This is a genomic window from Pseudomonas sp. rhizo66 (assembly GCF_031931925.1).
Classification (GTDB): Bacteria; Pseudomonadota; Gammaproteobacteria; order Pseudomonadales; family Pseudomonadaceae; genus Aquipseudomonas.
In genome coordinates, this window is the sequence record NZ_JAUJWZ010000005.1 from 237,961 (window position 1) to 259,722 (window position 21,762).

The 21,762-nt window shown below is 58.9% G+C and carries 22 protein-coding genes; 16 read left to right on the top strand and 6 right to left on the bottom strand.

Going from position 1 to position 21,762, the window contains the following annotated elements:
- The first annotated feature begins 178 nt into the window (after positions 1–178).
- Together QZR14_RS08430 and QZR14_RS08435 are read left to right on the top strand one after the other, a co-directional pair.
- Entirely contained in the window at positions 179–2,617 is a 2,439-nt protein-coding gene (locus tag QZR14_RS08430; RefSeq protein WP_095048709.1) for a Lon protease family protein, read from the top strand.
- Between the two features lie 312 nt (positions 2,618–2,929).
- A complete protein-coding gene (locus QZR14_RS08435; RefSeq protein ID WP_007909799.1) occupies positions 2,930–3,244 on the top strand; it encodes a PA4575 family protein in 315 nt (104 codons plus the stop codon).
- 36 nt (positions 3,245–3,280) lie between these two features.
- Here QZR14_RS08435 and QZR14_RS08440 read toward each other — a convergent pair whose 3' ends face one another.
- Positions 3,281–5,110: a hypothetical protein gene (locus QZR14_RS08440; RefSeq protein ID WP_311996312.1), complete on the bottom strand. Its 1,830-nt coding sequence runs from the start codon at positions 5,108–5,110 to the stop codon at positions 3,281–3,283.
- Positions 5,111–5,271: 161 nt separating this feature from the next.
- Here QZR14_RS08440 and QZR14_RS08445 point away from each other — a divergent pair, with 161 nt between their 5' ends.
- The 3 genes from QZR14_RS08445 to QZR14_RS08455 all read left to right on the top strand — a co-directional run bounded on the left by QZR14_RS08445 (position 5,272) and on the right by QZR14_RS08455 (position 6,977).
- Complete coding sequence (locus QZR14_RS08445) at positions 5,272–5,760, top strand: TIGR00645 family protein (protein WP_016773116.1); 489 nt, start codon at positions 5,272–5,274, stop codon at positions 5,758–5,760.
- A gap of 174 nt (positions 5,761–5,934) precedes the next feature.
- Positions 5,935–6,237, top strand: a complete 303-nt coding sequence (locus tag QZR14_RS08450; RefSeq protein ID WP_311996313.1) for a DUF6482 family protein — start codon at positions 5,935–5,937, stop codon at positions 6,235–6,237.
- A 122-nt stretch (positions 6,238–6,359) separates the two neighbouring features.
- Positions 6,360–6,977 (top strand): FKBP-type peptidyl-prolyl cis-trans isomerase, encoded by a 618-nt coding sequence (locus tag QZR14_RS08455; RefSeq protein WP_039761705.1) that lies wholly within the window; start codon positions 6,360–6,362, stop codon positions 6,975–6,977.
- A 131-nt stretch (positions 6,978–7,108) separates the two neighbouring features.
- Here the strand turns inward: QZR14_RS08455 and QZR14_RS08460 are convergent, their stop codons facing one another.
- The 3 genes from QZR14_RS08460 to QZR14_RS08470 all read right to left on the bottom strand — a co-directional run bounded on the left by QZR14_RS08460 (position 7,109) and on the right by QZR14_RS08470 (position 9,030).
- Complete coding sequence (locus QZR14_RS08460) at positions 7,109–7,366, bottom strand: PA4570 family protein (protein ID WP_250607165.1); 258 nt, start codon at positions 7,364–7,366, stop codon at positions 7,109–7,111.
- A gap of 206 nt (positions 7,367–7,572) precedes the next feature.
- Positions 7,573–7,914, bottom strand: coding sequence for a zinc ribbon domain-containing protein YjdM (locus QZR14_RS08465; protein ID WP_016986200.1), 342 nt, complete (start codon positions 7,912–7,914; stop codon positions 7,573–7,575).
- Positions 7,915–8,061: 147 nt separating this feature from the next.
- On the bottom strand, positions 8,062–9,030 hold the full coding sequence (locus tag QZR14_RS08470) for a polyprenyl synthetase family protein (RefSeq protein ID WP_093434797.1): 969 nt from the start codon (positions 9,028–9,030) through the stop codon (positions 8,062–8,064).
- A 239-nt stretch (positions 9,031–9,269) separates the two neighbouring features.
- Here QZR14_RS08470 and rplU point away from each other — a divergent pair, with 239 nt between their 5' ends.
- The 5 genes from rplU (at position 9,270) to QZR14_RS08495 (ending at position 13,110) form a co-directional block, all read left to right on the top strand.
- The gene (gene rplU / locus QZR14_RS08475) at positions 9,270–9,584 is read left to right on the top strand and encodes a 50S ribosomal protein L21 (protein WP_007950961.1); all 315 of its coding nucleotides are present in this window, start codon (positions 9,270–9,272) and stop codon (positions 9,582–9,584) included.
- 34 nt (positions 9,585–9,618) lie between these two features.
- A complete protein-coding gene (gene rpmA / locus QZR14_RS08480; RefSeq protein ID WP_007909818.1) occupies positions 9,619–9,876 on the top strand; it encodes a 50S ribosomal protein L27 in 258 nt (85 codons plus the stop codon).
- A 193-nt stretch (positions 9,877–10,069) separates the two neighbouring features.
- A complete protein-coding gene (cgtA, locus tag QZR14_RS08485; RefSeq protein WP_122599737.1) occupies positions 10,070–11,293 on the top strand; it encodes an Obg family GTPase CgtA in 1,224 nt (407 codons plus the stop codon).
- 220 nt (positions 11,294–11,513) lie between these two features.
- A complete protein-coding gene (proB, locus tag QZR14_RS08490) occupies positions 11,514–12,632 on the top strand; it encodes a glutamate 5-kinase (RefSeq protein WP_311996314.1) in 1,119 nt (372 codons plus the stop codon).
- 10 nt (positions 12,633–12,642) lie between these two features.
- A complete protein-coding gene (locus tag QZR14_RS08495) occupies positions 12,643–13,110 on the top strand; it encodes a CreA family protein (protein WP_007909822.1) in 468 nt (155 codons plus the stop codon).
- Positions 13,111–13,290: 180 nt separating this feature from the next.
- Here the strand turns inward: QZR14_RS08495 and rpsT are convergent, their stop codons facing one another.
- A complete protein-coding gene (gene rpsT, locus QZR14_RS08500; protein WP_003228351.1) occupies positions 13,291–13,563 on the bottom strand; it encodes a 30S ribosomal protein S20 in 273 nt (90 codons plus the stop codon).
- 252 nt (positions 13,564–13,815) lie between these two features.
- Between rpsT and murJ the strand changes: the two genes are divergently transcribed.
- The 6 genes from murJ (at position 13,816) to ispH (ending at position 21,236) form a co-directional block, all read left to right on the top strand.
- Positions 13,816–15,354, top strand: coding sequence for a murein biosynthesis integral membrane protein MurJ (gene murJ / locus QZR14_RS08505; protein ID WP_311996315.1), 1,539 nt, complete (start codon positions 13,816–13,818; stop codon positions 15,352–15,354).
- A gap of 129 nt (positions 15,355–15,483) precedes the next feature.
- Positions 15,484–16,422, top strand: a complete 939-nt coding sequence (ribF, locus tag QZR14_RS08510; protein ID WP_042561145.1) for a bifunctional riboflavin kinase/FAD synthetase — start codon at positions 15,484–15,486, stop codon at positions 16,420–16,422.
- Positions 16,423–16,435: 13 nt separating this feature from the next.
- Positions 16,436–19,267: an isoleucine--tRNA ligase gene (ileS, locus tag QZR14_RS08515; RefSeq protein ID WP_311996316.1), complete on the top strand. Its 2,832-nt coding sequence runs from the start codon at positions 16,436–16,438 to the stop codon at positions 19,265–19,267.
- On the top strand, positions 19,260–19,772 hold the full coding sequence (gene lspA / locus QZR14_RS08520; RefSeq protein ID WP_250607161.1) for a signal peptidase II: 513 nt from the start codon (positions 19,260–19,262) through the stop codon (positions 19,770–19,772). The genes ileS and lspA overlap by 8 nt, the downstream gene beginning before the upstream one ends.
- 7 nt (positions 19,773–19,779) lie before the next feature.
- The gene (fkpB, locus tag QZR14_RS08525) at positions 19,780–20,217 is read left to right on the top strand and encodes an FKBP-type peptidyl-prolyl cis-trans isomerase (RefSeq protein WP_250607201.1); all 438 of its coding nucleotides are present in this window, start codon (positions 19,780–19,782) and stop codon (positions 20,215–20,217) included.
- A 74-nt stretch (positions 20,218–20,291) separates the two neighbouring features.
- Complete coding sequence (gene ispH / locus QZR14_RS08530) at positions 20,292–21,236, top strand: 4-hydroxy-3-methylbut-2-enyl diphosphate reductase (RefSeq protein ID WP_250607160.1); 945 nt, start codon at positions 20,292–20,294, stop codon at positions 21,234–21,236.
- Here ispH and QZR14_RS08535 read toward each other — a convergent pair.
- A complete protein-coding gene (locus QZR14_RS08535) occupies positions 21,208–21,762 on the bottom strand; it encodes a GspH/FimT family pseudopilin (protein ID WP_311996317.1) in 555 nt (184 codons plus the stop codon). The genes ispH and QZR14_RS08535 overlap by 29 nt on opposite strands.

Sequence of the window (21,762 nt, forward strand, 5' to 3'; positions counted from 1 at the left end):
GCACGTTCCTGGGGTTCCGTGAGTTTTTACAAAAGATTTGGCGATAACCCCGATTTCATGGGCGCCGGGACATGGGCTGCTGGTTGTCTATGCTTTGTCGTGTGGCGCGCCTTGCCAGTGGGGCATGGGCAGCGCCAGAATGCCGCTATCCGCCCCGCCTGATTGTTAAGGAAGCCCGATGCCTGATCCTGTTGCTGCCAGCTTGCGTCTCGCGCCTGAAGCGCTGACCCGTCCGTTTTCCGCTGAACAGTTCAGCTTCACTACCACCAATGATCTGGAGCCCTTTCGCGGTGTGCTCGGCCAGGAACGTGCGGTCGAAGCCTTGCAGTTCGGTGTGGCCATGCCACGCCCCGGTTACAACGTATTCGTCATGGGCGAGCCCGGCACCGGCCGTTTCTCGTTCGTCAAACGCTACCTGAAGGCCGAAGGCAAACGCCTGCAGACCCCGGCGGACTGGGTCTACGTCAACAATTTCGATGAGCCGCGCGAACCCCGCGCCCTGGAGTTGCCGTCAGGCACTGCCGGCGCCTTCATCGGTGACATCAACGGTTTGATCGACAACCTGCTGGCGACGTTTCCGGCAGTGTTCGAGCACCCGTCCTACCAGCAAAAGAAAAGTGCCATCGACCGCGCCTTCAACCAGCGCTACGACAAAGCCCTCGACATCATCGAGCGTCTGGCCCTGGAAAAAGACGTCGCCCTGTATCGCGACAGCAGCAACATCGCCTTCACACCGATGCTCGACGGCAAAGCGCTGGACGAAGCCGAATTCGCCCAGTTGCCGGAAGCCGATCGTGAACGCTTTCACGATGACATTTCCGGCCTCGAAGAGCGCCTGAACGAAGAACTCGCCAGCCTGCCGCAGTGGAAGCGCGAGTCGAACAATCAACTGCGTTCGCTTAACGAAGAGACCATCACCCTGGCCTTGCAGCCGCTGCTGTCGCCGTTGTCGGAGAAGTACGCGGAAAACGCTGCGGTGTGCGGTTACCTGCAAGCGATGCAGGTGTATCTGCTGAAAACCGTGGTCGAGCAACTGGTCGACGACAGCAAGACCGACGCCGTCGCGCGCAAGCTGCTGGAAGAGCAATACGCGCCAAGCCTGGTGGTCGGTCATCCGTCCAGCGGCGGGGCGCCGGTCGTTTTCGAGCCGCACCCGACTTACGAAAACCTCTTCGGTCGCATCGAATACACCACCGATCAGGGCGCGCTCTACACCACGTATCGTCAGTTGCGCCCGGGTGCCTTGCACCGCGCCAACGGCGGTTTCCTGATCCTTGAAGCGGAGAAAATGCTCAGTGAGCCGTTCGTGTGGGATGCGCTGAAACGCGCCCTGCAATCGCGCAAGCTGAAAATGGAATCGCCGCTGGGCGAGATGGGCCGTTTCGCCACCGTGACCCTCAACCCGCAGCACATTCCGTTGCAGGTCAAAGTCATCATCATCGGTGCGCGGTCGCTGTACTACACGCTGCAAGACCTCGATCCGGACTTCCAGGAGATGTTCCGCGTTCTGGTCGACTTCGACGAAGACATCCCGATGGTCGACGAGAGCCTGGAACAGTTCGCCCAGTTGTTGAAAACCCGCACGTCGGAAGAAGGCATGGCGCCGCTGACCGCCGATGCGGTGGCGCGTCTGGCGACCTACAGCGCACGACTGGCCGAGCATCAGGGGCGCTTGTCGGCGCGCATCGGTGATCTGTTTCAACTGGTCAGCGAAGCGGATTTCATCCGGCATCTGGCCGGCGATGAAATGACCGACGCCGGGCATATCGAACGTGCGCTGAAAGCCAAAGCCACACGGACTGGTCGAGTGTCGGCGCGGATTCTCGACGACATGCTCGCCGGGATTATCCTGATCGACACCGATGGCGCGGCAGTCGGCAAGTGCAACGGTCTCACCGTGCTTGAAGTCGGCGACTCGGCGTTCGGTGTGCCGGCGCGGATTTCCGCCACGGTGTACCCGGGTGGCAGCGGCATTGTCGACATCGAGCGTGAGGTCAACCTCGGTCAGCCGATTCACTCCAAAGGCGTGATGATCCTCACCGGGTATCTGGGCAGCCGTTATGCCCAGGAATTCCCGCTGGCGATTTCCGCGAGCATCGCGCTGGAGCAGTCGTACGGTTACGTCGATGGCGACAGTGCGTCGCTGGGCGAGGCGTGCACGCTGATTTCGGCGCTGTCGAAAACCCCGCTCAAGCAGTGCTTCGCGATCACCGGCTCGATCAATCAGTTCGGTGAAGTGCAAGCGGTGGGCGGGGTCAACGAGAAGATCGAAGGCTTCTTCCGTCTCTGTGAAGCGCGCGGGTTGACCGGCGAGCAGGGCGCCATCATTCCGCAGGCCAACGTGGCCACGCTGATGCTTGATGAGAAAGTGTTGGCGGCGGTGCGTGCCGGGCAGTTCCACGTGTACGCGGTGCGTCAGGCCGACGAGGCGTTGAGCCTGCTGGTGGGCGAGCCGGCCGGTGAGCCGAATGCCGATGGTGAATTTCCGGAAGGCAGCATCAACGCCCGGGTGGTCGAGCGCTTGCGTGACATCGCCGAGATGATCAGCGAAGAAGACCTTAAAGAGGCCGAGAAGGAGTTGGCCCAGGAAGCGCTGGCCGAAGCCAAACCGGCCTGAACCTAAACGCGGTCTAAAACTGTGGGAGCGAGCCTGCTCGCGAAAGCGCTGTATCAGACGACGAATTAGTTGCCTGACACTACGCATTCGCGAGCAGGCTCGCTCCCACATTTGTCTTGTGTGAATCCATCGAAAATTCGCCACTACTCTGGCGCCAATATTCACACAATGACCATTCGGCGCCTTCTGGTTTCATTCGGCTTGCGCGGCGAACTTTTCTTCTATTCTCAGCTCAAGGATATCGACAGTATCACTGGATCGAGCCAGTCCTCCCGTGGGGGCTGAATACCGGCTTCACCGAGGGTCGCCGCCATGTCGCGCAACCTCTGCCTCACCCGTCAATGCCTGGGTCTTGTGACCCGAATCGAATGCGCCATCAAGCCGTTGGCCGGCGATAACGGCATGTGGACGCTACTCTTTGCCGCCGGCATGGCCGGTGAACAACCTTCCGCCATCAAGGCCCAAGGCCCGTTTCATGGGCCGGTCGCCGCCGAATCGATACTCGACACCATCGTCGAAAGCCTGACTCTGCATGGCTATGAACTGGCCGACGATCCGCAGATCTGGAGCCTGCACCTGCAAGCGCAGTTGCGGCAGATCAACGGTGGCCGAGGTCGCGCCCTTTAGGAGCTGCCGCTGGCTGCGGTCTTTTGATCTTGCTGTTCAAGGGGCAGTATCAGGCACATGCGCCTTGTCGAGTTTGACCTCAAAGCCGTATTGCACGGTGGCGAGGTCGGTTCGCTGATAGGTTTCCACGTGGGTCGGACGGCCATAGAAATAATGCACGCCAAACAGGGCCGGGCCTTCAGCGCTCGCATCGTGGCTGACCGAGAGAATCTGCTTGAGGTAGTTGCCGCTGTCGTCCTTGACGAAGAAGCGCCACTCATTGGGCGGAAACAGTTTCAGGTCCACCACCAGTTGGTTGTTCTTGATCTCCAGGCCTTTGGGCAGGGATTTGGCGTCATAAGTCTGCTTGGCCACCGTGGCGAGAAACAGCGGCATTGAGCCGACGGCAATCGCCGGGGTTTCCGGAAACAGGTTCAGGTCGTAAGTGATCGTCGCGCGCAGAGGATCGACCTGATACGCCTCGGGCGGCAATTCAATCGGTTCATCGAGCTTGCCACTGCGTTTTTCGGTGAAGAACGTGACAGGACTGACCCCCGGGCTGAAGTCATCGCCGAGCAATTCATCGTTGAACGTACGGCGATGGGAAAACTCGATGCGCGCGGCGCTCGGTTCTTCCACGGATTGATGAATGCGAATGCCAGCCTTCAACTGTTCCTCGGTCAGGCTCGCGCCCTTGAGCCAGTTGGCTGCCAGATCGTCGTAGACCGTTACCGGCAGGTCCAGCGGCTGGATGGCTTTCTGCGTGGTGTGCTGGTTGAACGTGCGAATCGGCAGATCCAGCGTTTTACGCGTCACCGTCGCCGAGGAGAAGTCGAGCACGCTGACTTCCAGCGTGTCGATCGGGCCATTGAAATAGACTTTGTTGTAGCGACGCGGGTGCTGTTCCTCGAATGCCTGCTGCTCTTGTGTGAGTTGCTTTTCCAGCGCATCGCTCCAGCTCTTCTGCTGTTGCAGGTAGGCCAGCTGTTTTTCGTAGAAGGCCACTTGCTCCGGGCTCTCGTTGATCGAGCCGGCGCGTATCAGGTATTGCCCGGTCTTGTCGCGGGCCTGGACGATCAGCGGATTGAGTTGCGTCTCTGCGACTTCCGCAGCCAGTGGCAGGTTGTTGCTGAATTCGACTTCGGCGTAGTTGCTTTCAAGCTTCAGCAGTTTGACGCTGAGGTTGTCATTGCTGCGGGTCTGGCCGACGTCCTTTTGCGTCAGGTCGAAGCTGTACAAGCGGCGCGGTGCGATGACTTCGATCTGGCCTTGCAGGCTGACCGGTTGCGGCAGGGATTTCTTGTCCACGTCCAGTCCGTCAATGAACGGGTAGGTCACGGTCAGGTCATCGGGGTTGGTGACGTTGGAGCTGGAGGGGCTGAGCTGAATGCCCGGATCGGTTTCCGACCATTCTGGCTGATAGGCGATCACGCGTTTGTTGCTCAACGTCACCGACTGCCATTCCACGCCATGGGGGAACAGGAAACCGCCGGGAATGTTCAGGTTGAACGGGAACACCGGTTGCAGATCGGTGAGGTAATCGGAGCTGGCGTCCTTGTGCAGCACGAACAGGCCGTTGATGAAGGTGTCGACCAGCGTCTGTGGGGCAGGGTAGTGCTTGAGCACGGCGAGCGCGTCTTCACCGTATTCGGTGCGCGGTGGATTGTCGTTGAGCTTGATTTGCGCGCGTTCGAGCAACAGCAGTGAGCCGCCGAGTTCGGTGACGGCGTCTTTGAGTTTGGTGTCGGTGATGGCGTCCAGTGACTGTTCGAACTTTGCCGTTTTTTCTTCAAGGCTGGCGGCGTGTTTTTCGTCGCCGGGCGAGCAACCGCTGATCAACAGAGCAAGGCAAATTCCGGCCGTCGTTATCGGTAATCGCACATCCATTTCCACACGTCCTGTCTGCAGTCACTGGGCTGTCAATGGTTTCGACACTAGCAGAAAAAAATCATCCACACGCGCAGGTGGCGGATTTACCGGCAGTTTCTGGCTGTCACAGGGGGCTGGTATACTCGCCACCATTTCCAGTCCCCCCTGTGTGAGATTCAATGGAACGCTTTATCGAAAATGCAATGTACGCCACCCGCTGGCTGTTGGCGCCGATCTATATCGGCCTGTCCCTCGGTCTGTTGGCGCTGGCACTGAAGTTTTTCCAGGAAATCATTCATATCCTGCCCAACGTGTTCGCGATGGCCGAGTCGGATCTGATTCTGGTGCTGCTGTCGCTGATCGACATGGCGCTGGTTGGTGGTCTGCTGGTAATGGTGATGATTTCCGGCTATGAGAACTTCGTCTCGCAACTGGACATCGACGAGGGCAAGGAAAAGCTCAGCTGGCTGGGCACCATGGACTCTTCGTCGCTGAAGATGAAAGTGGCCGCCTCGATCGTGGCGATTTCCTCGATCCACTTGCTGCGCATCTTCATGGATGCCAAGAACGTCGATCCCGAGCACCTGATGTGGTACGTAATCATCCACATGACCTTCGTGGTCTCGGCGTTCGCCATGGGTTACCTGGACAAGGTCACCAAGCACTGATCATGTGGGGAGGGAGCTTGCTCCCGCTGGATCGCGTAGCGATCCCCCTCGCAACACAAAAACACCGCCCGTCTGTTGCGAAACAGACGGGCGGTGTCGTTTGTGGCTTGTGCTTTGTTACGCGCGGGCATATCCCTGTAGAGGTCCTGATTCGCCACTGCGTGAGGTGCGTTCATGAACCTGCAAGAGCTGAATGCGTTTGCCATCGCCAAGAAGGTCGATGAGCTGAACCTGATTTCCATGGAAGGCGGGATTTATCTGCTCGAAGCACGGATGCACGGGGCGGCGTATCCGTTGAGTGATCTCAAGGGCGGGATGCTGACATTGCGCTCGGTGGAGCATGCGCGGGATTTGCTGCATAACTTTCCGGAGTTGCCGTTCAACCTTGTACACACTTCGGTGCATGATGAAATGTGCGGCCTGGGCAGTATCGATGAAAGCCTGAAGGTGCCGCTCGGCTGGCGTTCCGCCCTGTAGGCGTTGCGCGCCATCGCCGGAACATCTGTGCTAGTCTGCTCGCCCTTTTGGTTCCGGGCGCGCCGGGACGCGCTGTGCACGCACGGCAAGTCTTGTGGCCGTCCGCACAGCGGAGCAGTGTCATGTCCGAAGTAAATCTGTCCACCGACGAAACCCGCGTCAGCTACGGTATCGGCCGTCAGTTGGGTGACCAGCTGCGCGACAACCCGCCACCAGGTGTTAGCCTGGACGCGATCCTGGCTGGCCTGACCGACGCATTCGCCGGCAAGCCAAGCCGCGTGGGTCAGGAAGAAATGTCCGCCAGCTTCAAGGTTATCCGCGAAATCATGCAAGCCGAAGCCGCAGCCAAAGCTGAAGCCGCTGCAGGCGAAGGCCTGGCGTTCCTGGCTGAAAACGCCAAGCGTGACGGCATCACCACCCTGGCTTCCGGCCTGCAATTCGAAGTGCTGACTCAGGGCGAAGGCGCCAAGCCAACCCGTGAAGACCAGGTGCGTACTCACTACCACGGCACACTGATCGACGGCACTGTGTTCGACAGCTCCTACGAGCGTGGCCAGCCTGCAGAATTCCCGGTTGGCGGCGTGATCGCTGGCTGGACCGAAGCCCTGCAACTGATGAACGCCGGCAGCAAATGGCGTCTGTACGTGCCGAGCGAACTGGCTTACGGCGCTCAAGGCGTTGGCAGCATCCCGCCGCACAGCGTTCTGGTATTCGACGTCGAGCTGCTGGACGTTCTGTAAGACCGGGCCTGCCTTGATGGTGGGCTAATGTGGGAGCCAGCCTGCTGGCGATAGGGTCGACCGGGTTTTGCTTCAGGACCGCGTTGATACCATCGTCAGCAGACTGGCTCCCACAATTTTTTGGGTGCTGCTCATAGTTCGATCTTGTTATGCAGTTCACTGGTCGGGCGCAAGGCCCGGGCGTAGCAGAACAGGAACAGATTGCGCACCAGTTCCTTGAGCACCAATGGCTCGCTGGAATTCAGGCTGCTGACGTCCAGATCGCCTTGATCCTGCAGTTCATGCAGGGCTTCTTCTTCAAGCACCGCACAGACTTCACCGGTTTCCCGATGGAGGATTCTGAGGTAAGGGTGTGGGCGATCCAGCCAGGCGTCGATCAGATAAGTCATGGTTCTCATCTCCATTGAAGGTGTTTGATGAGAATAATTCTTATTATCTAAATAGCAAGCGCCTATTGGCAGATTCTGATTTTTTCCGGGTAAAGATTGCGTAAGGTCAAAACGGCTGGCGTTTGGCTATTGCGTGGTTTTACTGGAGCGAATCGAGGAGGGCGAAGCTCCATCCCACGGCTGGCGCGGGATGGAATACAGCGGATTCAGACTTTTCTGACGAACTCGGATTTGAGTTTCATCGGACCGATGCCGTCGATCTTGCAGTCGATGTCGTGGTCGCCATCGCACAGGCGGATGTTCTTGACCTTGGTGCCGACTTTGACCACCAGTGAGGTGCCCTTGACCTTGAGGTCCTTGATGACGGTGATGGTGTCGCCGTCCTGCAGGACGTTGCCGACCGAATCTTTCTTCACGGCATCATCGGACGCCACTTCGGCTTCGCCGCTGGCGGACCACTCGTGGGCGCACTCAGGGCATACCAGTTGGGTGCCATCTTCGTAGGTGTATTCGGAATTGCATTTCGGGCAGGGTGGCAACGTGCTCACTAAGGCTCCTTGGGATGTGGATCGCTAAAAGTCGCACATTGTATAGGGTTTTAGCTTTTCAGGCAGTCAAAAGCAAAAGATCGCAGTGTCGACAACCCCTGTTGGAGCTGCCGAAGGCTGCGATCTTTTGATCTTGCTTCAGCGATATCAGTGCGTGCGGGCGACTGCAAACTCGCTCAGTTCAACCAGCGCATCACGGTATTCACTGGCCGGCAGGGCGTCGAGGCACTTGATCGCACGGGCCACATAATCACGGGCCAGTTGTGCGGTGTACTCCAGCGAACCGGAAGCCTCCACGGCAATGCGGATGCTTTCGAGGTCTTCGATCCCGCCTTTCTGAATCGCCTGACGCACCAGGGCGGCCTGTTCAGCCGTACCTTCGCGCATGGTATAGATCAGCGGCAGGGTCGGTTTGCCTTCGGCCAGATCGTCACCGACGTTCTTGCCCAGGGTCTCGGCGTCGCCTTTGTAGTCGAGCAGGTCGTCGACCAACTGGAACGCCACACCCAGGTGGTCACCGAAAGTGCGCAGGGCTTCGCTCTGCTCGGCAGTCGCACCGGCCAATGCAGCAGCGCTATGGGTCGAGGCTTCGAAGAGCATCGCGGTTTTGCCGCGGATCACTTCCATGTAGGTTTCTTCGGTGGTGCTGGCGTCGCGCACCTTGGACAGCTGCAACACTTCGCCTTCAGCGATGATGCGCGTGGCCTGGGACAGGATCTTCATCACCGGCATCGAGCCCAGTTCGACCATCATTTCGAACGAGCGCGAGTACAGGAAGTCGCCGACCAGCACGCTCGGGGCGTTGCCCCACATGGCGTTGGCGGTCGAGCGGCCACGGCGCATGCCGGACATGTCGACTACGTCGTCATGCAACAGGGTGGCGGTGTGCAGGAATTCGATGGTGGCGGCCAGCAGACGCATGTCGTCGCCTTCGCGACCCAAGGCTTTGCCACACAGCAACACTAATAAAGGACGCAGACGTTTGCCGCCGGCCGAGGTAATGTAATCGCCGATTTTCGATACCAGCGGTACTCGGGAAGTCAGCTGCTTCTTGATGATGCCGTCGACGGCGCTAAAATCGTCCGCCACCGCGCGGTAGAAAGCTTGGGGTTGCATCAGCGAGAGTCGCTCCAGAAGGGTTGCGCGGCATGCTAGGACCCCCATCCAGACCTGTCAAGGCGCGATAGACGGCTACTTGCAAGCCTGCGGCACCTTGCGTACAATCGCGCACCCTGAACTTCCTGGGCAGCACCTGCCTTACGCAATTGCAACGGGCCTTCCAGCCTTATGCAGCCATGCCAGCCAATACCTCTTCTTATAAAGAGCTGGGTGAGCAGGATTATCGGAGAAATACCATGTCTTATGCAGTAATCGTTACTGGCGGCAAGCAGTACAAAGTCGCCCCAGGTGAATACCTGAAGATCGAAAAACTGGAAGTCGCTACCGGCGAATCCGTTACCTTTGATCGCGTTCTGTTGGTTGCCAATGGCGACGACGTGAATATCGGCGCTCCAGTTGTTGCTGGCGCTACCGTTGTGGCTGAAGTGATCTCCCAAGGTCGTCACGATAAAGTCCGCATCATCAAGTTCCGTCGTCGTAAGCACCACATGAAGCGTATGGGCCACCGCCAGTGGTACACCGAGATCAAAATCACCGGTATTCAGGCTTAATTTCAGCCTAATTCCTCACTAGGAGAATTGACTCATGGCACACAAAAAAGCTGGTGGTAGTACCCGTAACGGTCGCGACTCAGAAGCCAAACGCCTTGGCGTGAAGATGTATGGCGGCCAGGTCATCAAGGCCGGCAACATCATCGTGCGTCAGCGCGGCACCCAATTCCACGCTGGCTACGGCGTTGGCATGGGTAAAGATCACACCCTCTTCGCGAAAATCGAAGGCGTGATCAAGTTTGAAGTAAAAGGCGCTTTCAACCGCCGTTACGTGAGCGTAATCGCGGCTTAATCGCGAGATCGCTGGAAGAGCCCTGTCTTGCGACGGGGCTTTTTCGTTTGTGGGGTGAGTCTCTTGCAAAACTGTTTGTATGGGCTGTCGGCGTGCGATACGTGTCGTGTTTTGGGGTCGCTGCGCTCATTTTTGCAAGAGTCTTATGTCTTGATTGTTTTTCGGCTCGTCCGTACGGCGAGAGGCGTTGGTTATGAAGTTTGTTGATGAAGTATCGATTCGCGTAAAGGCTGGTGACGGCGGCAATGGCGCCATGAGTTTCCGTCGGGAAAAATTCATCGAAAACGGTGGCCCGAACGGCGGTGATGGCGGTGATGGCGGTTCCATCTACATGATGGCTGACGAAAACCTCAACACCCTGGTCGACTACCGTTACACCCGGCACTTCGATGCCGAGCGTGGCTCCAACGGCGGTAGCACCGACTGCACCGGCAAGAAGGGTGAAGACCTGATTCTGCGCGTGCCGGTCGGCACCACGGTGATCGACTCTGCTACCCAGGAAGTGATCGGCGACCTGACCAAGGCTGGCCAGAAACTGATGGTAGTGCAGGGCGGTTGGCACGGTCTGGGTAACACCCGTTTCAAATCCAGTACCAACCGTGCGCCGCGTCAGACCACGCCGGGCAAGCCGGGTGAGCAGCGCGACCTGAAGCTGGAAATGAAGGTGCTGGCTGACGTCGGTCTGCTGGGCTTGCCGAACGCCGGTAAAAGTACCTTTATACGTTCCGTTTCGGCCGCCAAGCCGAAAGTCGCTGACTACCCGTTCACCACGCTGGTGCCGAACCTGGGTGTGGTCAGCGTCGATCGCTGGAAGAGCTTCGTCATTGCTGATATTCCGGGTCTGATCGAAGGTGCTTCCGACGGTGCCGGTCTGGGGATTCGCTTCCTCAAGCACTTGGCGCGTACGCGTCTGCTGCTGCATCTCGTCGACATGGCGCCGCTGGATGACAGCAGTGCGCCGGATGCCGCTGAAGTGATCGTCAACGAACTGATCAAGTTCAGCCCGTCCCTGGCGGAGCGTGATCGTTGGCTGGTGCTGAACAAGTGCGACCAGATCCTTGAAGAAGAGCACGATGAGCGCGTCAAGGAAATCGTTGATCGCCTGGAGTGGACCGGTCCGGTTTATGTGATCTCGGCGATTGCCAAGATTGGTACCGAGCGTCTGTGCCACGACATCATGCGTTATATGGAAGACCGTGCCGACCGTCTGGCTGCAGACCCGGCGTACAAGGAAGAGCTGGCTGATCTCGATCAGCGCATCGAAGACGAGGCGCGTGCGCAACTGCAGGCGCTGGATGACAAGCGTGCCCTGCGTCGCAGCGGCGTGAAGTCGGTCCATGACATCGGTGACGATGATTGGGACGAAGAAGATGTGGATGACGAAGACGGTCCGGAAATCATTTACGTGCGTGACTGATTCGTTGGGTAGGAGCTGTCGCAGGCTGCGATCTTTTGACCTTCAGAAGATCGCTGGTGTCTGCTGAGTCTTCATCTCAGGGCGGTGTTATCATCGCTGCAAGCCGTTTTTTTAAGGCGCCGCTCAATCGAGCGGCGTTTTAGTATCTGGAAATCGCAAGTCACAAATAACGTCATGGGCGGCGCTGGGTCGTGCTGCCCTCAAGCTAAGGTTGAAGATGATGCGGAGCAAGGTGACAGGTGCGCAGCGTTGGGTCGTGAAGATCGGCAGCGCTTTGCTGACAGCTGATGGCAAAGGGCTGGATCGCGCGGCAATGAGTGTCTGGGTCGAGCAGATGGTGGCCTTGCATGAGGCTGGCGTCGAGTTGGTGCTGGTGTCCTCCGGGGCGGTGGCGGCCGGCATGAGTCGTTTGGGCTGGACCGCACGACCCAGTGCGATGCACGAGCTCCAGGCGGCCGCTGCAATTGGTCAGATGGGTCTGGTGCAGGCGTGGGAGTCGAGCTTCGCCGAGCATGGTCGGCACACTGCGCAGATTCTCCTGACTCACGACGACCTGTCCGATCGCAAGCGCTACCTGAACGCTCGCAGCACCCTGCGTGCATTGGTCGAGCTGAAAGTCATCCCGGTCATCAATGAAAACGACACCGTGGTCACTGACGAAATCCGTTTCGGCGATAACGATACCCTGGCGGCGCTGGTGGCTAACCTGGTCGAAGCGGACCTGCTGGTGATCCTCACTGATCGCGATGGTATGTTCGACGCCGATCCGCGCAACAATCCCGAGGCGCAGCTGATTTATGACGCGCGTGCCGATGATCCGAGCCTCGATGCGGTGGCGGGCGGCACGGGCGGTGCGCTGGGGCGTGGCGGTATGCAGACCAAGCTGCGAGCTGCGCGACTGGCTGCGCGTTCCGGTGCGCACACCATCATTGTCGGTGGGCGTCTTGAGCGTGTGCTTGATCGCCTCAAGGCCGGCGAGCGAATCGGTACGTTGCTGTCGCCTGAGCGCGGCATGCTCGCGGCGCGCAAGCAGTGGCTGGCCGGGCATCTGCAGACTCGCGGTACGCTGGTGTTGGACGAGGGTGCGGTGTCGGCGTTGTCCAAGGGCAACAAAAGCCTGCTGCCTGTCGGTGTGAAATTGGTGCAGGGCAGTTTCCGTCGTGGCGAGATGGTGGTCTGCGTGGCGCCCGATGGTCGTGAGATTGCCCGTGGCCTGGCCAACTACAGTGCGCTGGAAGCACAAAAAATCATCGGTCAGTCGTCGGATGCGATTGTCGGTTTGCTCGGTTACATGGCGGAGCCTGAATTGGTTCACCGTGACAACCTGATTCTGGTCTAAGGAAAATTCCATGCGTTTAGCGAAAGGATTGTTGGGCTTGCTGATGGCGATGCCATTGCTGGCCTCGGCCGAGGAAATCGGTCAGGTATCGACGGTGTTCAAGTTTGTCGGCCCGAACGACCGTATTGTGGTCGAGGCATTCGATGATCCGAAAGTTGAGGGGGTGACCTGCTACCTGTCGCGTGCCAAGACGGGCGGAGTGAAGGGTGGTCTGGGTCTGGCTGAAGATCGCGCAGAGGCGTCGATCGCGTGCCGTCAGGTCGGCCCGATCAAGTTCAAGGGTGATCTGAAGGATGGTGATGAGGTGTTCAAGGAGCGCACTTCGCTGGTATTCAAAACCATGCAGGTGGTGCGTTTCCTCGACAAGAAGCGCAATACGCTGGTGTATCTGGTCTACAGCGATCGCTTGATCGAAGGCAGTCCGCAGAATGCCGTGACCGCGATTCCGATCCTGCCTTGGGTGCCGGTTCAGCAATAACGCCGCAGAAACAACTGTAGGAGTGAGCCTGCTCGCGATGGAGGTTAGTCAGATATGCATTTGCTGACTGACGCACCGCTATCGCGAGCAGGTTCACTCCTACATTTTTTTGCGCTGGATTTACTAAATCACAGGCAATAAAAAACCGACCCTAAGGTCGGTTTTTAATGACTACGTCGATTAAGCGGCTTCTTTCAGCGCTTTGACGTGGCCATTCAGGCGGCTCTTATGGCGAGCAGCCTTGTTCTTGTGGATGATGCCTTTATCGGCCATACGGTCGATAACTGGCACAGCCAGAACGTATGCAGCTTGAGCTTTTTCAGCGTCTTTTGCGTCGATGGCTTTAACTACATTCTTGATGTAGGTGCGAACCATGGAACGCAGGCTGGCGTTGTGGCTGCGACGCTTCTCAGCCTGTTTTGCACGTTTTTTGGCGGAAGGTGAGTTGGCCACCGTCGAGCTCCTCGAAAGACTTTTTAGGAAATAGCAAACAAAATAGGCCGCGAATCATGCCGATGAGTTGAAGTCTTGTCAAGGGCACTTGAAACGTTCCGCTAAGTGGTAGGTATAAAGAGGCGGGATATTTATTTCCGGCGCTTGACCTGTAAACTCGCGAGCTTTGGCTCTGTGCTGCTGCGGCGCGGAGTATCGCACAAGTAGGCGCTTTGTTCGCCTGCTGTTTATCGACAGGCACAAATTCCCTCAATGAATCTGCTCAAATCGTTGGCCGCCGTCAGCTCTATCACGATGCTTTCCCGGATTCTGGGCTTTGTTCGTGACACGCTGATTGCCCGTACATTCGGCGCCGGGATGGCGACGGATGCCTTCTTCATTGCCTTCAAACTGCCCAATCTGCTGCGGCGTATCTTCGCCGAGGGTGCGTTCTCTCAGGCCTTCGTGCCGATTCTCGCGGAATACAAAAGCCAGCAGGGCGACGAGGCGACCCGTACCTTCATTGCTTACGTTTCAGGCCTGCTGACCCTGGTACTGGCAGTGGTGACGGCGCTGGGCATGATCGCCGCGCCCTGGGTGATCTGGGCCACGGCACCGGGCTTTACCGATACGCCGGAAAAATTCCAGCTCACCTCCGATCTGTTGCGGGTGACGTTCCCTTATATATTGCTGATCTCCCTGTCCTCGCTGGCCGGGGCGATCCTCAATACCTGGAACCGCTTCTCGGTACCGGCCTTTGTGCCGACCTTGCTCAACGTCAGCATGATCGTGTTTTCGCTGTTCCTCACGCCGTACTTCGATCCGCCGGTCATGGCACTGGGCTGGGCAGTACTGGTCGGTGGACTGGCGCAGTTGCTCTATCAACTGCCGCACCTGAAAAAGATCGGCATGCTGGTACTGCCGCGCCTGAATCTGCGTGACACCGGCGTCTGGCGCGTCATGAAGCAGATGCTGCCGGCGATTCTTGGTGTCTCGGTCAGCCAGATTTCGCTGATCATCAACACCATCTTCGCCTCGTTTCTGGTCGCAGGCTCGGTGTCGTGGATGTATTACGCCGACCGCTTGATGGAACTGCCATCCGGCGTACTGGGTGTGGCGCTGGGGACGATTCTGCTGCCGACCCTGGCGAAAACATACGCGAGCAAGGATCGTCACGAATATTCGCGAATTCTCGATTGGGGCCTGCGCCTGTGCTTCGTGCTGGTGTTGCCGTGTGCGCTGGCGCTGGGGATTCTCGCCGAACCGCTGACTGTTTCGCTGTTCCAGTACGGTCAATTCAGTGGCTTCGACGCCGAAATGACCCAGCGCGCACTGGTTGCCTATTCTGTCGGTCTGCTCGGGATTATCGTGATCAAGGTGTTGGCGCCGGGTTTCTACGCGCAACAGAACATCCGTACGCCAGTGAAAATCGCAATCTTCACACTGGTGTGCACTCAATTGTTCAACCTGGCGTTGATCGGTCCGCTGGCCCACGCCGGGCTGGCCTTGGCGATCAGTGCTGGTGCGTGCCTCAACGCCGGGCTGCTGTTCTATCAACTGCGCAAGCAGAAGATGTATGAGCCGCAGCCGGGGTGGGGGAAGTTCGCTTTCAAACTGGTCGTCGCAGTGACCGTGATGTCGGCGGTATTGCTGATCGGCATGCACTTTATGCCAGCGTGGGATCAGGGCCACATGCTTGAGCGCTTCCTGCGTCTGGGCGCTTTGGTGGCTGCCGGCGTATTGGCGTATTTCGGTATGTTGCTGCTGCTGGGTTTCCGCCTGCGCGACTTCAATCGCAAGGCCTTGAGCTAAGGTTTTACCCTTTATGGATGGGCGCGGGCCGGCAGTTTTGTCGGCTCGTTCACTTTGCGTTACGGTGTTGCCTGTCGTCGACCGTCGGGTGTGGTTATAATCGACCACTTTATGAGCAAGAAGCGCGTTATGCAGCTGGTTCGAGGCCTCCACAACTTGCGCCCCCAGCATCGGGGCTGCGTCGCCACTATTGGCAACTTTGACGGTGTTCACCGTGGTCACCAGGCTATCCTGGCCCGACTGCGTGAGCGTGCGCTCGAGTTGGGCGTACCCAGCTGCGTGGTGATTTTCGAACCGCAGCCACGGGAATTCTTCGCTCCCGAGACCGCGCCGGCGCGTCTGGCGCGGTTGCGCGACAAGCTGCAACTGCTGGCCGCCGAAGGCGTTGACCGGGTTTTGTGCCTGGCCTTCAACCAGCGCTTGAGCAAGCTCAGCGCCAGTGAGTTCGTCGACACCATCCTCGTCGATGGCCTCGGTGTGCAGCACCTGGAAGTCGGTGACGATTTCCGCTTCGGTTGCGACCGCCTCGGCGATTTCGACTTCCTGCTGCAAGCCGGGCAGGTTCACGGTTTTACCGTCGAAGCGGCGCAAACCGTCGAGCTGGACGGCATTCGCGTTAGCAGCACCCAGGTGCGCAACGCGTTGGCCGCCGCCGATTTTGCCTTGGCCGAACGTTTGCTCGGTCGCCCGTACCGCATCGCCGGTCGCGTGCTGCATGGCCAGAAGCTGGCCCGGCAACTGGGTACGCCCACAGCCAATATTCAACTCAAGCGTCGTCGCGTGCCGTTTACCGGGGTGTATCTGGTGGATGTCGATATCGACGGCAAGACCTGGCCCGGCGTCGCCAATATCGGCGTACGGCCCACGGTGCAAGGTGATGGCAAGGCCCACCTTGAAGTCCATCTTCTAGATTTTGCCGGCGATCTGTATGACCGGCGTTTGACGGTGGTTTTCCACCAAAAGCTGCGTGAAGAGCAGCGCTTCGCCTCCCTGGAGGCATTGAAAACGGCGATCAATGCGGATGTCGCCACCGCCCGTGCACTAGCCGCACCTAGCGCCCATCGCTAATGAAGAGCCTTAAATGACCGACTATAAAGCCACGCTAAACCTTCCGGACACCGCCTTCCCAATGAAGGCCGGCCTGCCACAGCGCGAACCGCAGATCCTGCAGCGCTGGGACAGTATTGGCCTGTACGGAAAGTTGCGCGAGATTGGCAAGGATCGTCCGAAGTTCGTTCTGCATGACGGCCCTCCGTATGCCAACGGCACGATCCACATCGGTCACGCACTGAACAAGATTCTCAAGGACATGATCATCCGCTCGAAGACCCTGTCGGGTTTCGACGCGCCGTATGTTCCGGGTTGGGACTGCCACGGCCTGCCGATCGAGCACAAGGTTGAAGTGACCCACGGTAAGAACCTGGGCGCGGACAAGACCCGCGAGCTGTGCCGTGCCTACGCCACCGAGCAGATCGAAGGGCAGAAGTCCGAATTCATCCGTCTCGGCGTGCTGGGCGACTGGGCCAACCCGTACAAGACCATGGATTTCAAGAACGAGGCCGGTGAAATCCGCGCCCTCGCCGAAATCGTCAAGGGCGGTTTCGTGTTCAAAGGCCTCAAGCCGGTGAACTGGTGCTTCGACTGCGGTTCGGCCTTGGCTGAAGCGGAAGTCGAGTACGAGACCAAAAAGTCCTCGACCATCGACGTGGCCTTCCCGATCGCTGACGAAGCCAAACTGGCTGCCGCGTTCGGTCTGCCGTCGCTGGGCAAACCTGCCTCGATCGTGATCTGGACCACCACCCCGTGGACCATCCCGGCCAACCAGGCGCTGAACGTTCACCCGGAATTCAACTACGCGCTGGTTGATGTCGGCGACAAGCTGCTGGTATTGGCTGAAGAACTGGTCGAAGCCTGCCTGGCGCGCTACAGCCTGGAAGGCTCGGTCATCGCGACCACCACCGGTAAAGAGCTGGAGCTGATCAATTTCCGTCACCCATTCTATGACCGTCTGTCGCCGGTGTACCTGGCTGACTACGTTGAACTGGGCGCCGGCACGGGCGTGGTTCACTCCGCTCCTGCCTATGGCGTGGACGACTTCGTAACCTGCAAGAAATACGGCATGGTCAACGACGACATCCTCAATCCAGTGCAGAGCAATGGCGTGTACGTGCCGTCGCTGGAATTCTTCGGCGGCCAGTTCATCTGGAAGGCCAACCCGGCCATCGTCGACAAGCTGACCGAAGTCGGTGCGCTCATGCACACCACCGTCATCGAACACAGCTACATGCACTGCTGGCGCCACAAGACTCCGCTGATCTACCGCGCCACCGCGCAGTGGTTCATCGGCATGGACAAAGAGCCAACCAGCGGCGACACCCTGCGTGTGCGCTCGCTCAAAGCCATCGAAGACACCAAGTTCGTTCCGGCCTGGGGTCAGGCGCGTCTGCACTCGATGATTGCCAACCGTCCGGACTGGTGCATCTCGCGTCAGCGCAACTGGGGCGTGCCGATCCCGTTCTTCCTCAACAAGGAAAGCGGCGAACTGCACCCGCGCACCGTCGAGCTGATGGAAGAAGTCGCCAAGCGCGTTGAAGTCGAAGGCATCGAAGCCTGGTTCAAGATGGACGCTGCTGAGTTGCTCGGCGACGAAGCGCCGCTGTACGACAAGATCAGCGACACCCTCGACGTCTGGTTCGATTCGGGCACCACGCACTGGCACGTCCTGCGCGGTTCGCACCCGATGGGTCACGAGAGCGGCCCGCGCGCCGATCTGTACCTGGAGGGTTCCGACCAACACCGTGGCTGGTTCCACTCGTCGCTGCTGACCGGTTGCGCCATCGACAATCACGCGCCGTACCGCGAACTGCTGACCCACGGTTTTACCGTTGACGAGTCTGGTCGCAAGATGTCGAAGTCGCTGAAAAACGTGATCGAGCCGAAAAAGATCAACGACACATTGGGCGCTGACATCATGCGTCTATGGGTCGCTTCGACAGATTATTCGGGCGAGATCGCGGTATCGGATCAGATCCTGACACGCAGTGCGGACGCCTATCGTCGTATCCGTAACACCGCGCGTTTCCTGCTCTCGAACCTGAGTGGTTTCAATCCGGCTACCGACATCTTGCCGGCCGAAGAAATGCTCGCGCTGGATCGTTGGGCGGTCGACCGCACCTTGCTGCTGCAACGCGAGTTGCAAGAGCACTACGGCGAATACCGTTTCTGGAACGTCTACTCGAAGATCCACAACTTCTGCGTGCAGGAGCTGGGTGGTTTCTACCTCGACATCATCAAGGACCGTCAGTACACCACTGGCGCCAACAGCAAGGCCCGCCGTTCGGCGCAAACCGCGCTGTTCCACATCTCCGAAGCGCTGGTGCGCTGGATCGCGCCGATCCTCGCCTTCACTGCTGACGAGTTGTGGGAATACCTGCCGGGCGAGCGTAACGAGTCGGTGATGCTCAACACCTGGTACGAAGGTCTGACCGAACTGCCGGCAGACGTTGAGCTGGGCCGCGACTACTGGGAACGCGTAATGGCGGTCAAAGTAGCGGTCAACAAAGAGATGGAAATCCAGCGTGCGGCGAAAGCCGTCGGTGGCAACCTGCAAGCCGAAGTGACGCTGTACGCCGAAGACGCCCTGAGCGCCGATCTGGCCAAGCTGAGCAACGAACTGCGCTTTGTGTTGATCACCTCGACAGCCAGCGTGGCGCCTTTTGTTCAGGCACCGGCTGACGCGGTAACCACCGAAGTCAGCGGCCTGAAGTTGAAGATCGTCAAGTCGGCCTTCCCGAAATGCGCCCGTTGCTGGCATTGCCGCGAAGACGTCGGCGTGAACCCGGAGCATCCGGAAATCTGCGGTCGTTGCGTCGACAACATCAGCGGCGCCGGCGAGGTTCGTCACTATGCCTAATGCCGTTGGCCGTTTTGGACGGTTGAGCTGGCTGTGGTTGAGTTTGCTGGTTCTGGTCATTGACCAGGCCAGCAAGTTCTACTTCGAAGGCAAGCTCGAAATGTTCCAGCAGATCGTGATCATTCCCGATTACTTCAGCTGGACCCTGGCCTACAACACCGGCGCTGCCTTCAGCTTTTTGGCTGACAGCTCCGGCTGGCAGCGCTGGCTGTTCGCCTTGATCGCGATTGTGGTCAGTGCGGTGCTGGTGGTCTGGCTCAAACGCCTGGGCCGCAACGAAACCTGGCTGGCCGTCGCGCTGGCGCTGGTATTGGGCGGCGCACTGGGCAATCTGTATGACCGCATTGCCCTGGGCCATGTGATCGACTTCATTCTGGTGCACTGGCAGAACCGCTGGTACTTCCCGGCGTTCAACTTCGCCGACAGCGCCATTACCGTTGGCGCGGTGATGCTGGCACTGGATATGTTCAAAAGTAAAAAGACCGGAGACGCCGTTCATGACTGAACAGGTATTGGCTGAGCAACGCATCGGCCAGAACACGGAAGTCACTTTGCACTTTGCACTGCGCCTGGAGAACGGCGACACCGTCGACAGTACGTTCGACAAAGCCCCGGCGACCTTCAAGGTCGGCGACGGCAACCTGCTGCCGGGTTTCGAAGCTGCGCTGTTCGGCTTCAAGGCCGGCGACAAGCGCACGCTGACTGTCGAGCCGGAAAACGCCTTCGGCCAGCCGAACCCGCAGAATGTGCAGATCATCCCGCGTTCGCAGTTCGTCGACATGGAGTTGTCGCCGGGTTTGCTGGTGATCTTCAACGATGCGGCCAATACTGAGCTGCCGGGTGTGGTGAAAGAGTTCGACGACACGCAAGTGACCATCGACTTCAACCACCCGCTATCGGGCAAGACGCTGACCTTTGATGTGGAAATCATTTCCGTCAAAGCGATCTGAAACTGTGGGGGCGAGCCTGCTCGCTCCCACAGTTGGTAATTCATTGTTTTCGCGCGCAAGACACGAGGCACAGCATGCAAATCAAACTCGCCAACCCCCGTGGCTTCTGCGCTGGCGTGGACCGGGCGATCGAAATCGTCAACCGCGCCCTGGAAGTCTTCGGGCCGCCGATCTACGTGCGTCACGAAGTAGTGCACAACAAGTTCGTCGTTGAAGACCTGCGCAGCCGCGGGGCGATCTTCGTCGAAGAGCTGGATCAGGTGCCGGACGACGTCATCGTGATCTTCAGTGCCCACGGTGTTTCCCAAGCCGTGCGTACCGAAGCCGCCGGCCGTGGCCTGAAAGTGTTCGACGCAACTTGCCCATTGGTGACCAAGGTGCACATCGAAGTGGCGAAATACAGCCGCGACGGTCGCGAGTGCATCCTGATCGGCCACGCCGGTCACCCGGAAGTCGAAGGCACCATGGGCCAGTACGACGGCAGCAATGGCGGCGCGATTTACCTCGTCGAAGACGAGAAAGACGTTGCCGAATTGCAGGTGCATAACCCGGACAAACTGGCTTTCGTGACCCAGACCACGCTGTCGATGGACGACACCAGTCGTGTCATCGATGCGCTGCGTACGCGCTTCCCGGCCATCGGTGGCCCGCGCAAGGACGACATCTGCTACGCCACACAAAACCGTCAGGACGCGGTCAAGCAATTGGCTGACGAGTGCGACGTGGTGTTGGTGGTGGGCAGCCCGAACAGCTCCAACTCCAATCGTCTGCGTGAACTCGCCGAGCGCATGGCCACACCGGCCTACCTGATCGACGGCGCCGAAGACCTGCAAAAGAGCTGGTTCGATGGCGTTGAGCGTATCGGCATCACCGCCGGTGCCTCCGCGCCGGAAGTACTGGTGCGCGGCGTGATTCAGCAATTGCAGGCCTGGGGCGCTATCGGTGCCGATGAGCTGGCCGGGCGTGAAGAGAACATCACGTTCTCGATGCCTAAAGAGCTGCGCGTGCGTTCGATCTGACGCTATTGGCTTTTTGACACAGCGCCTGCTCAGCCTCTTTACTGTTCAGGCGCACCCGGCCAGTCGCCGCCAGCACGATCTGGCGCTGACTGACCGGCTCGCGAACGGAGCAAACATGTAATGTCCCTGCCTGAAATGCCCGCCCGGGCATCAGCGGTTGCCCCAAACCGCTGAAACGTACGTACCGACTCACTGACCAATTGCCGACAATCGGCACCTGCGTGTCGCTCGCACGCTCTTGCAGCAGCGGATTGCTGCTGTCCTTCGGCCCTTTGCCGCTGATATCCAGAATGATCCGCCAGCCCTGACTCCAGTCGCCGTTGATGCCATGAATCACCACGCTCTGATTGCGCGTGATGGCCAGTGTGCGGGCGTTGCGAAGGCCATCGAGCAGGGATTGCGCCGCCTGATCCCGATGGTTCGATTCTCTGAGCGCGGCAAACGCCGGACTGACCAGCAGCAGAACAATTGCGCCAATCGCCAGTCCCATAAGCAGTTCGATCAGGCTGAAACCCTGTTGCGGCAT

What these genes read in the sequence shown, in the direction of transcription:
- QZR14_RS08430 (WP_095048709.1), top strand. Translation starts at nt 179, where the DNA reads ATGCCTGATCCTGTTGCTGCCAGCTTGCGTCTCGCGCCTGAAGCGCTG.
- cgtA (WP_122599737.1), top strand. Translation starts at nt 10,070, where the DNA reads ATGAAGTTTGTTGATGAAGTATCGATTCGCGTAAAGGCTGGTGACGGC.
- proB (WP_311996314.1), top strand. Translation starts at nt 11,514, where the DNA reads ATGCGGAGCAAGGTGACAGGTGCGCAGCGTTGGGTCGTGAAGATCGGC.
- rplU (WP_007950961.1), top strand. Translation starts at nt 9,270, where the DNA reads ATGTCTTATGCAGTAATCGTTACTGGCGGCAAGCAGTACAAAGTCGCC.
- ribF (WP_042561145.1), top strand. Translation starts at nt 15,484, where the DNA reads ATGCAGCTGGTTCGAGGCCTCCACAACTTGCGCCCCCAGCATCGGGGC.
- ispH (WP_250607160.1), top strand. Translation starts at nt 20,292, where the DNA reads ATGCAAATCAAACTCGCCAACCCCCGTGGCTTCTGCGCTGGCGTGGAC.
- QZR14_RS08460 (WP_250607165.1), bottom strand. Translation starts at nt 7,366, where the DNA reads ATGACTTATCTGATCGACGCCTGGCTGGATCGCCCACACCCTTACCTC.
- QZR14_RS08470 (WP_093434797.1), bottom strand. Translation starts at nt 9,030, where the DNA reads ATGCAACCCCAAGCTTTCTACCGCGCGGTGGCGGACGATTTTAGCGCC.
- QZR14_RS08455 (WP_039761705.1), top strand. Translation starts at nt 6,360, where the DNA reads ATGTCCGAAGTAAATCTGTCCACCGACGAAACCCGCGTCAGCTACGGT.
- lspA (WP_250607161.1), top strand. Translation starts at nt 19,260, where the DNA reads ATGCCTAATGCCGTTGGCCGTTTTGGACGGTTGAGCTGGCTGTGGTTG.
- QZR14_RS08535 (WP_311996317.1), bottom strand. Translation starts at nt 21,762, where the DNA reads ATGCCGCAACAGGGTTTCAGCCTGATCGAACTGCTTATGGGACTGGCG.
- ileS (WP_311996316.1), top strand. Translation starts at nt 16,436, where the DNA reads ATGACCGACTATAAAGCCACGCTAAACCTTCCGGACACCGCCTTCCCA.
- rpmA (WP_007909818.1), top strand. Translation starts at nt 9,619, where the DNA reads ATGGCACACAAAAAAGCTGGTGGTAGTACCCGTAACGGTCGCGACTCA.
- QZR14_RS08445 (WP_016773116.1), top strand. Translation starts at nt 5,272, where the DNA reads ATGGAACGCTTTATCGAAAATGCAATGTACGCCACCCGCTGGCTGTTG.
- QZR14_RS08495 (WP_007909822.1), top strand. Translation starts at nt 12,643, where the DNA reads ATGCGTTTAGCGAAAGGATTGTTGGGCTTGCTGATGGCGATGCCATTG.
- murJ (WP_311996315.1), top strand. Translation starts at nt 13,816, where the DNA reads ATGAATCTGCTCAAATCGTTGGCCGCCGTCAGCTCTATCACGATGCTT.
- QZR14_RS08450 (WP_311996313.1), top strand. Translation starts at nt 5,935, where the DNA reads ATGAACCTGCAAGAGCTGAATGCGTTTGCCATCGCCAAGAAGGTCGAT.
- QZR14_RS08440 (WP_311996312.1), bottom strand. Translation starts at nt 5,110, where the DNA reads ATGGATGTGCGATTACCGATAACGACGGCCGGAATTTGCCTTGCTCTG.
- QZR14_RS08435 (WP_007909799.1), top strand. Translation starts at nt 2,930, where the DNA reads ATGTCGCGCAACCTCTGCCTCACCCGTCAATGCCTGGGTCTTGTGACC.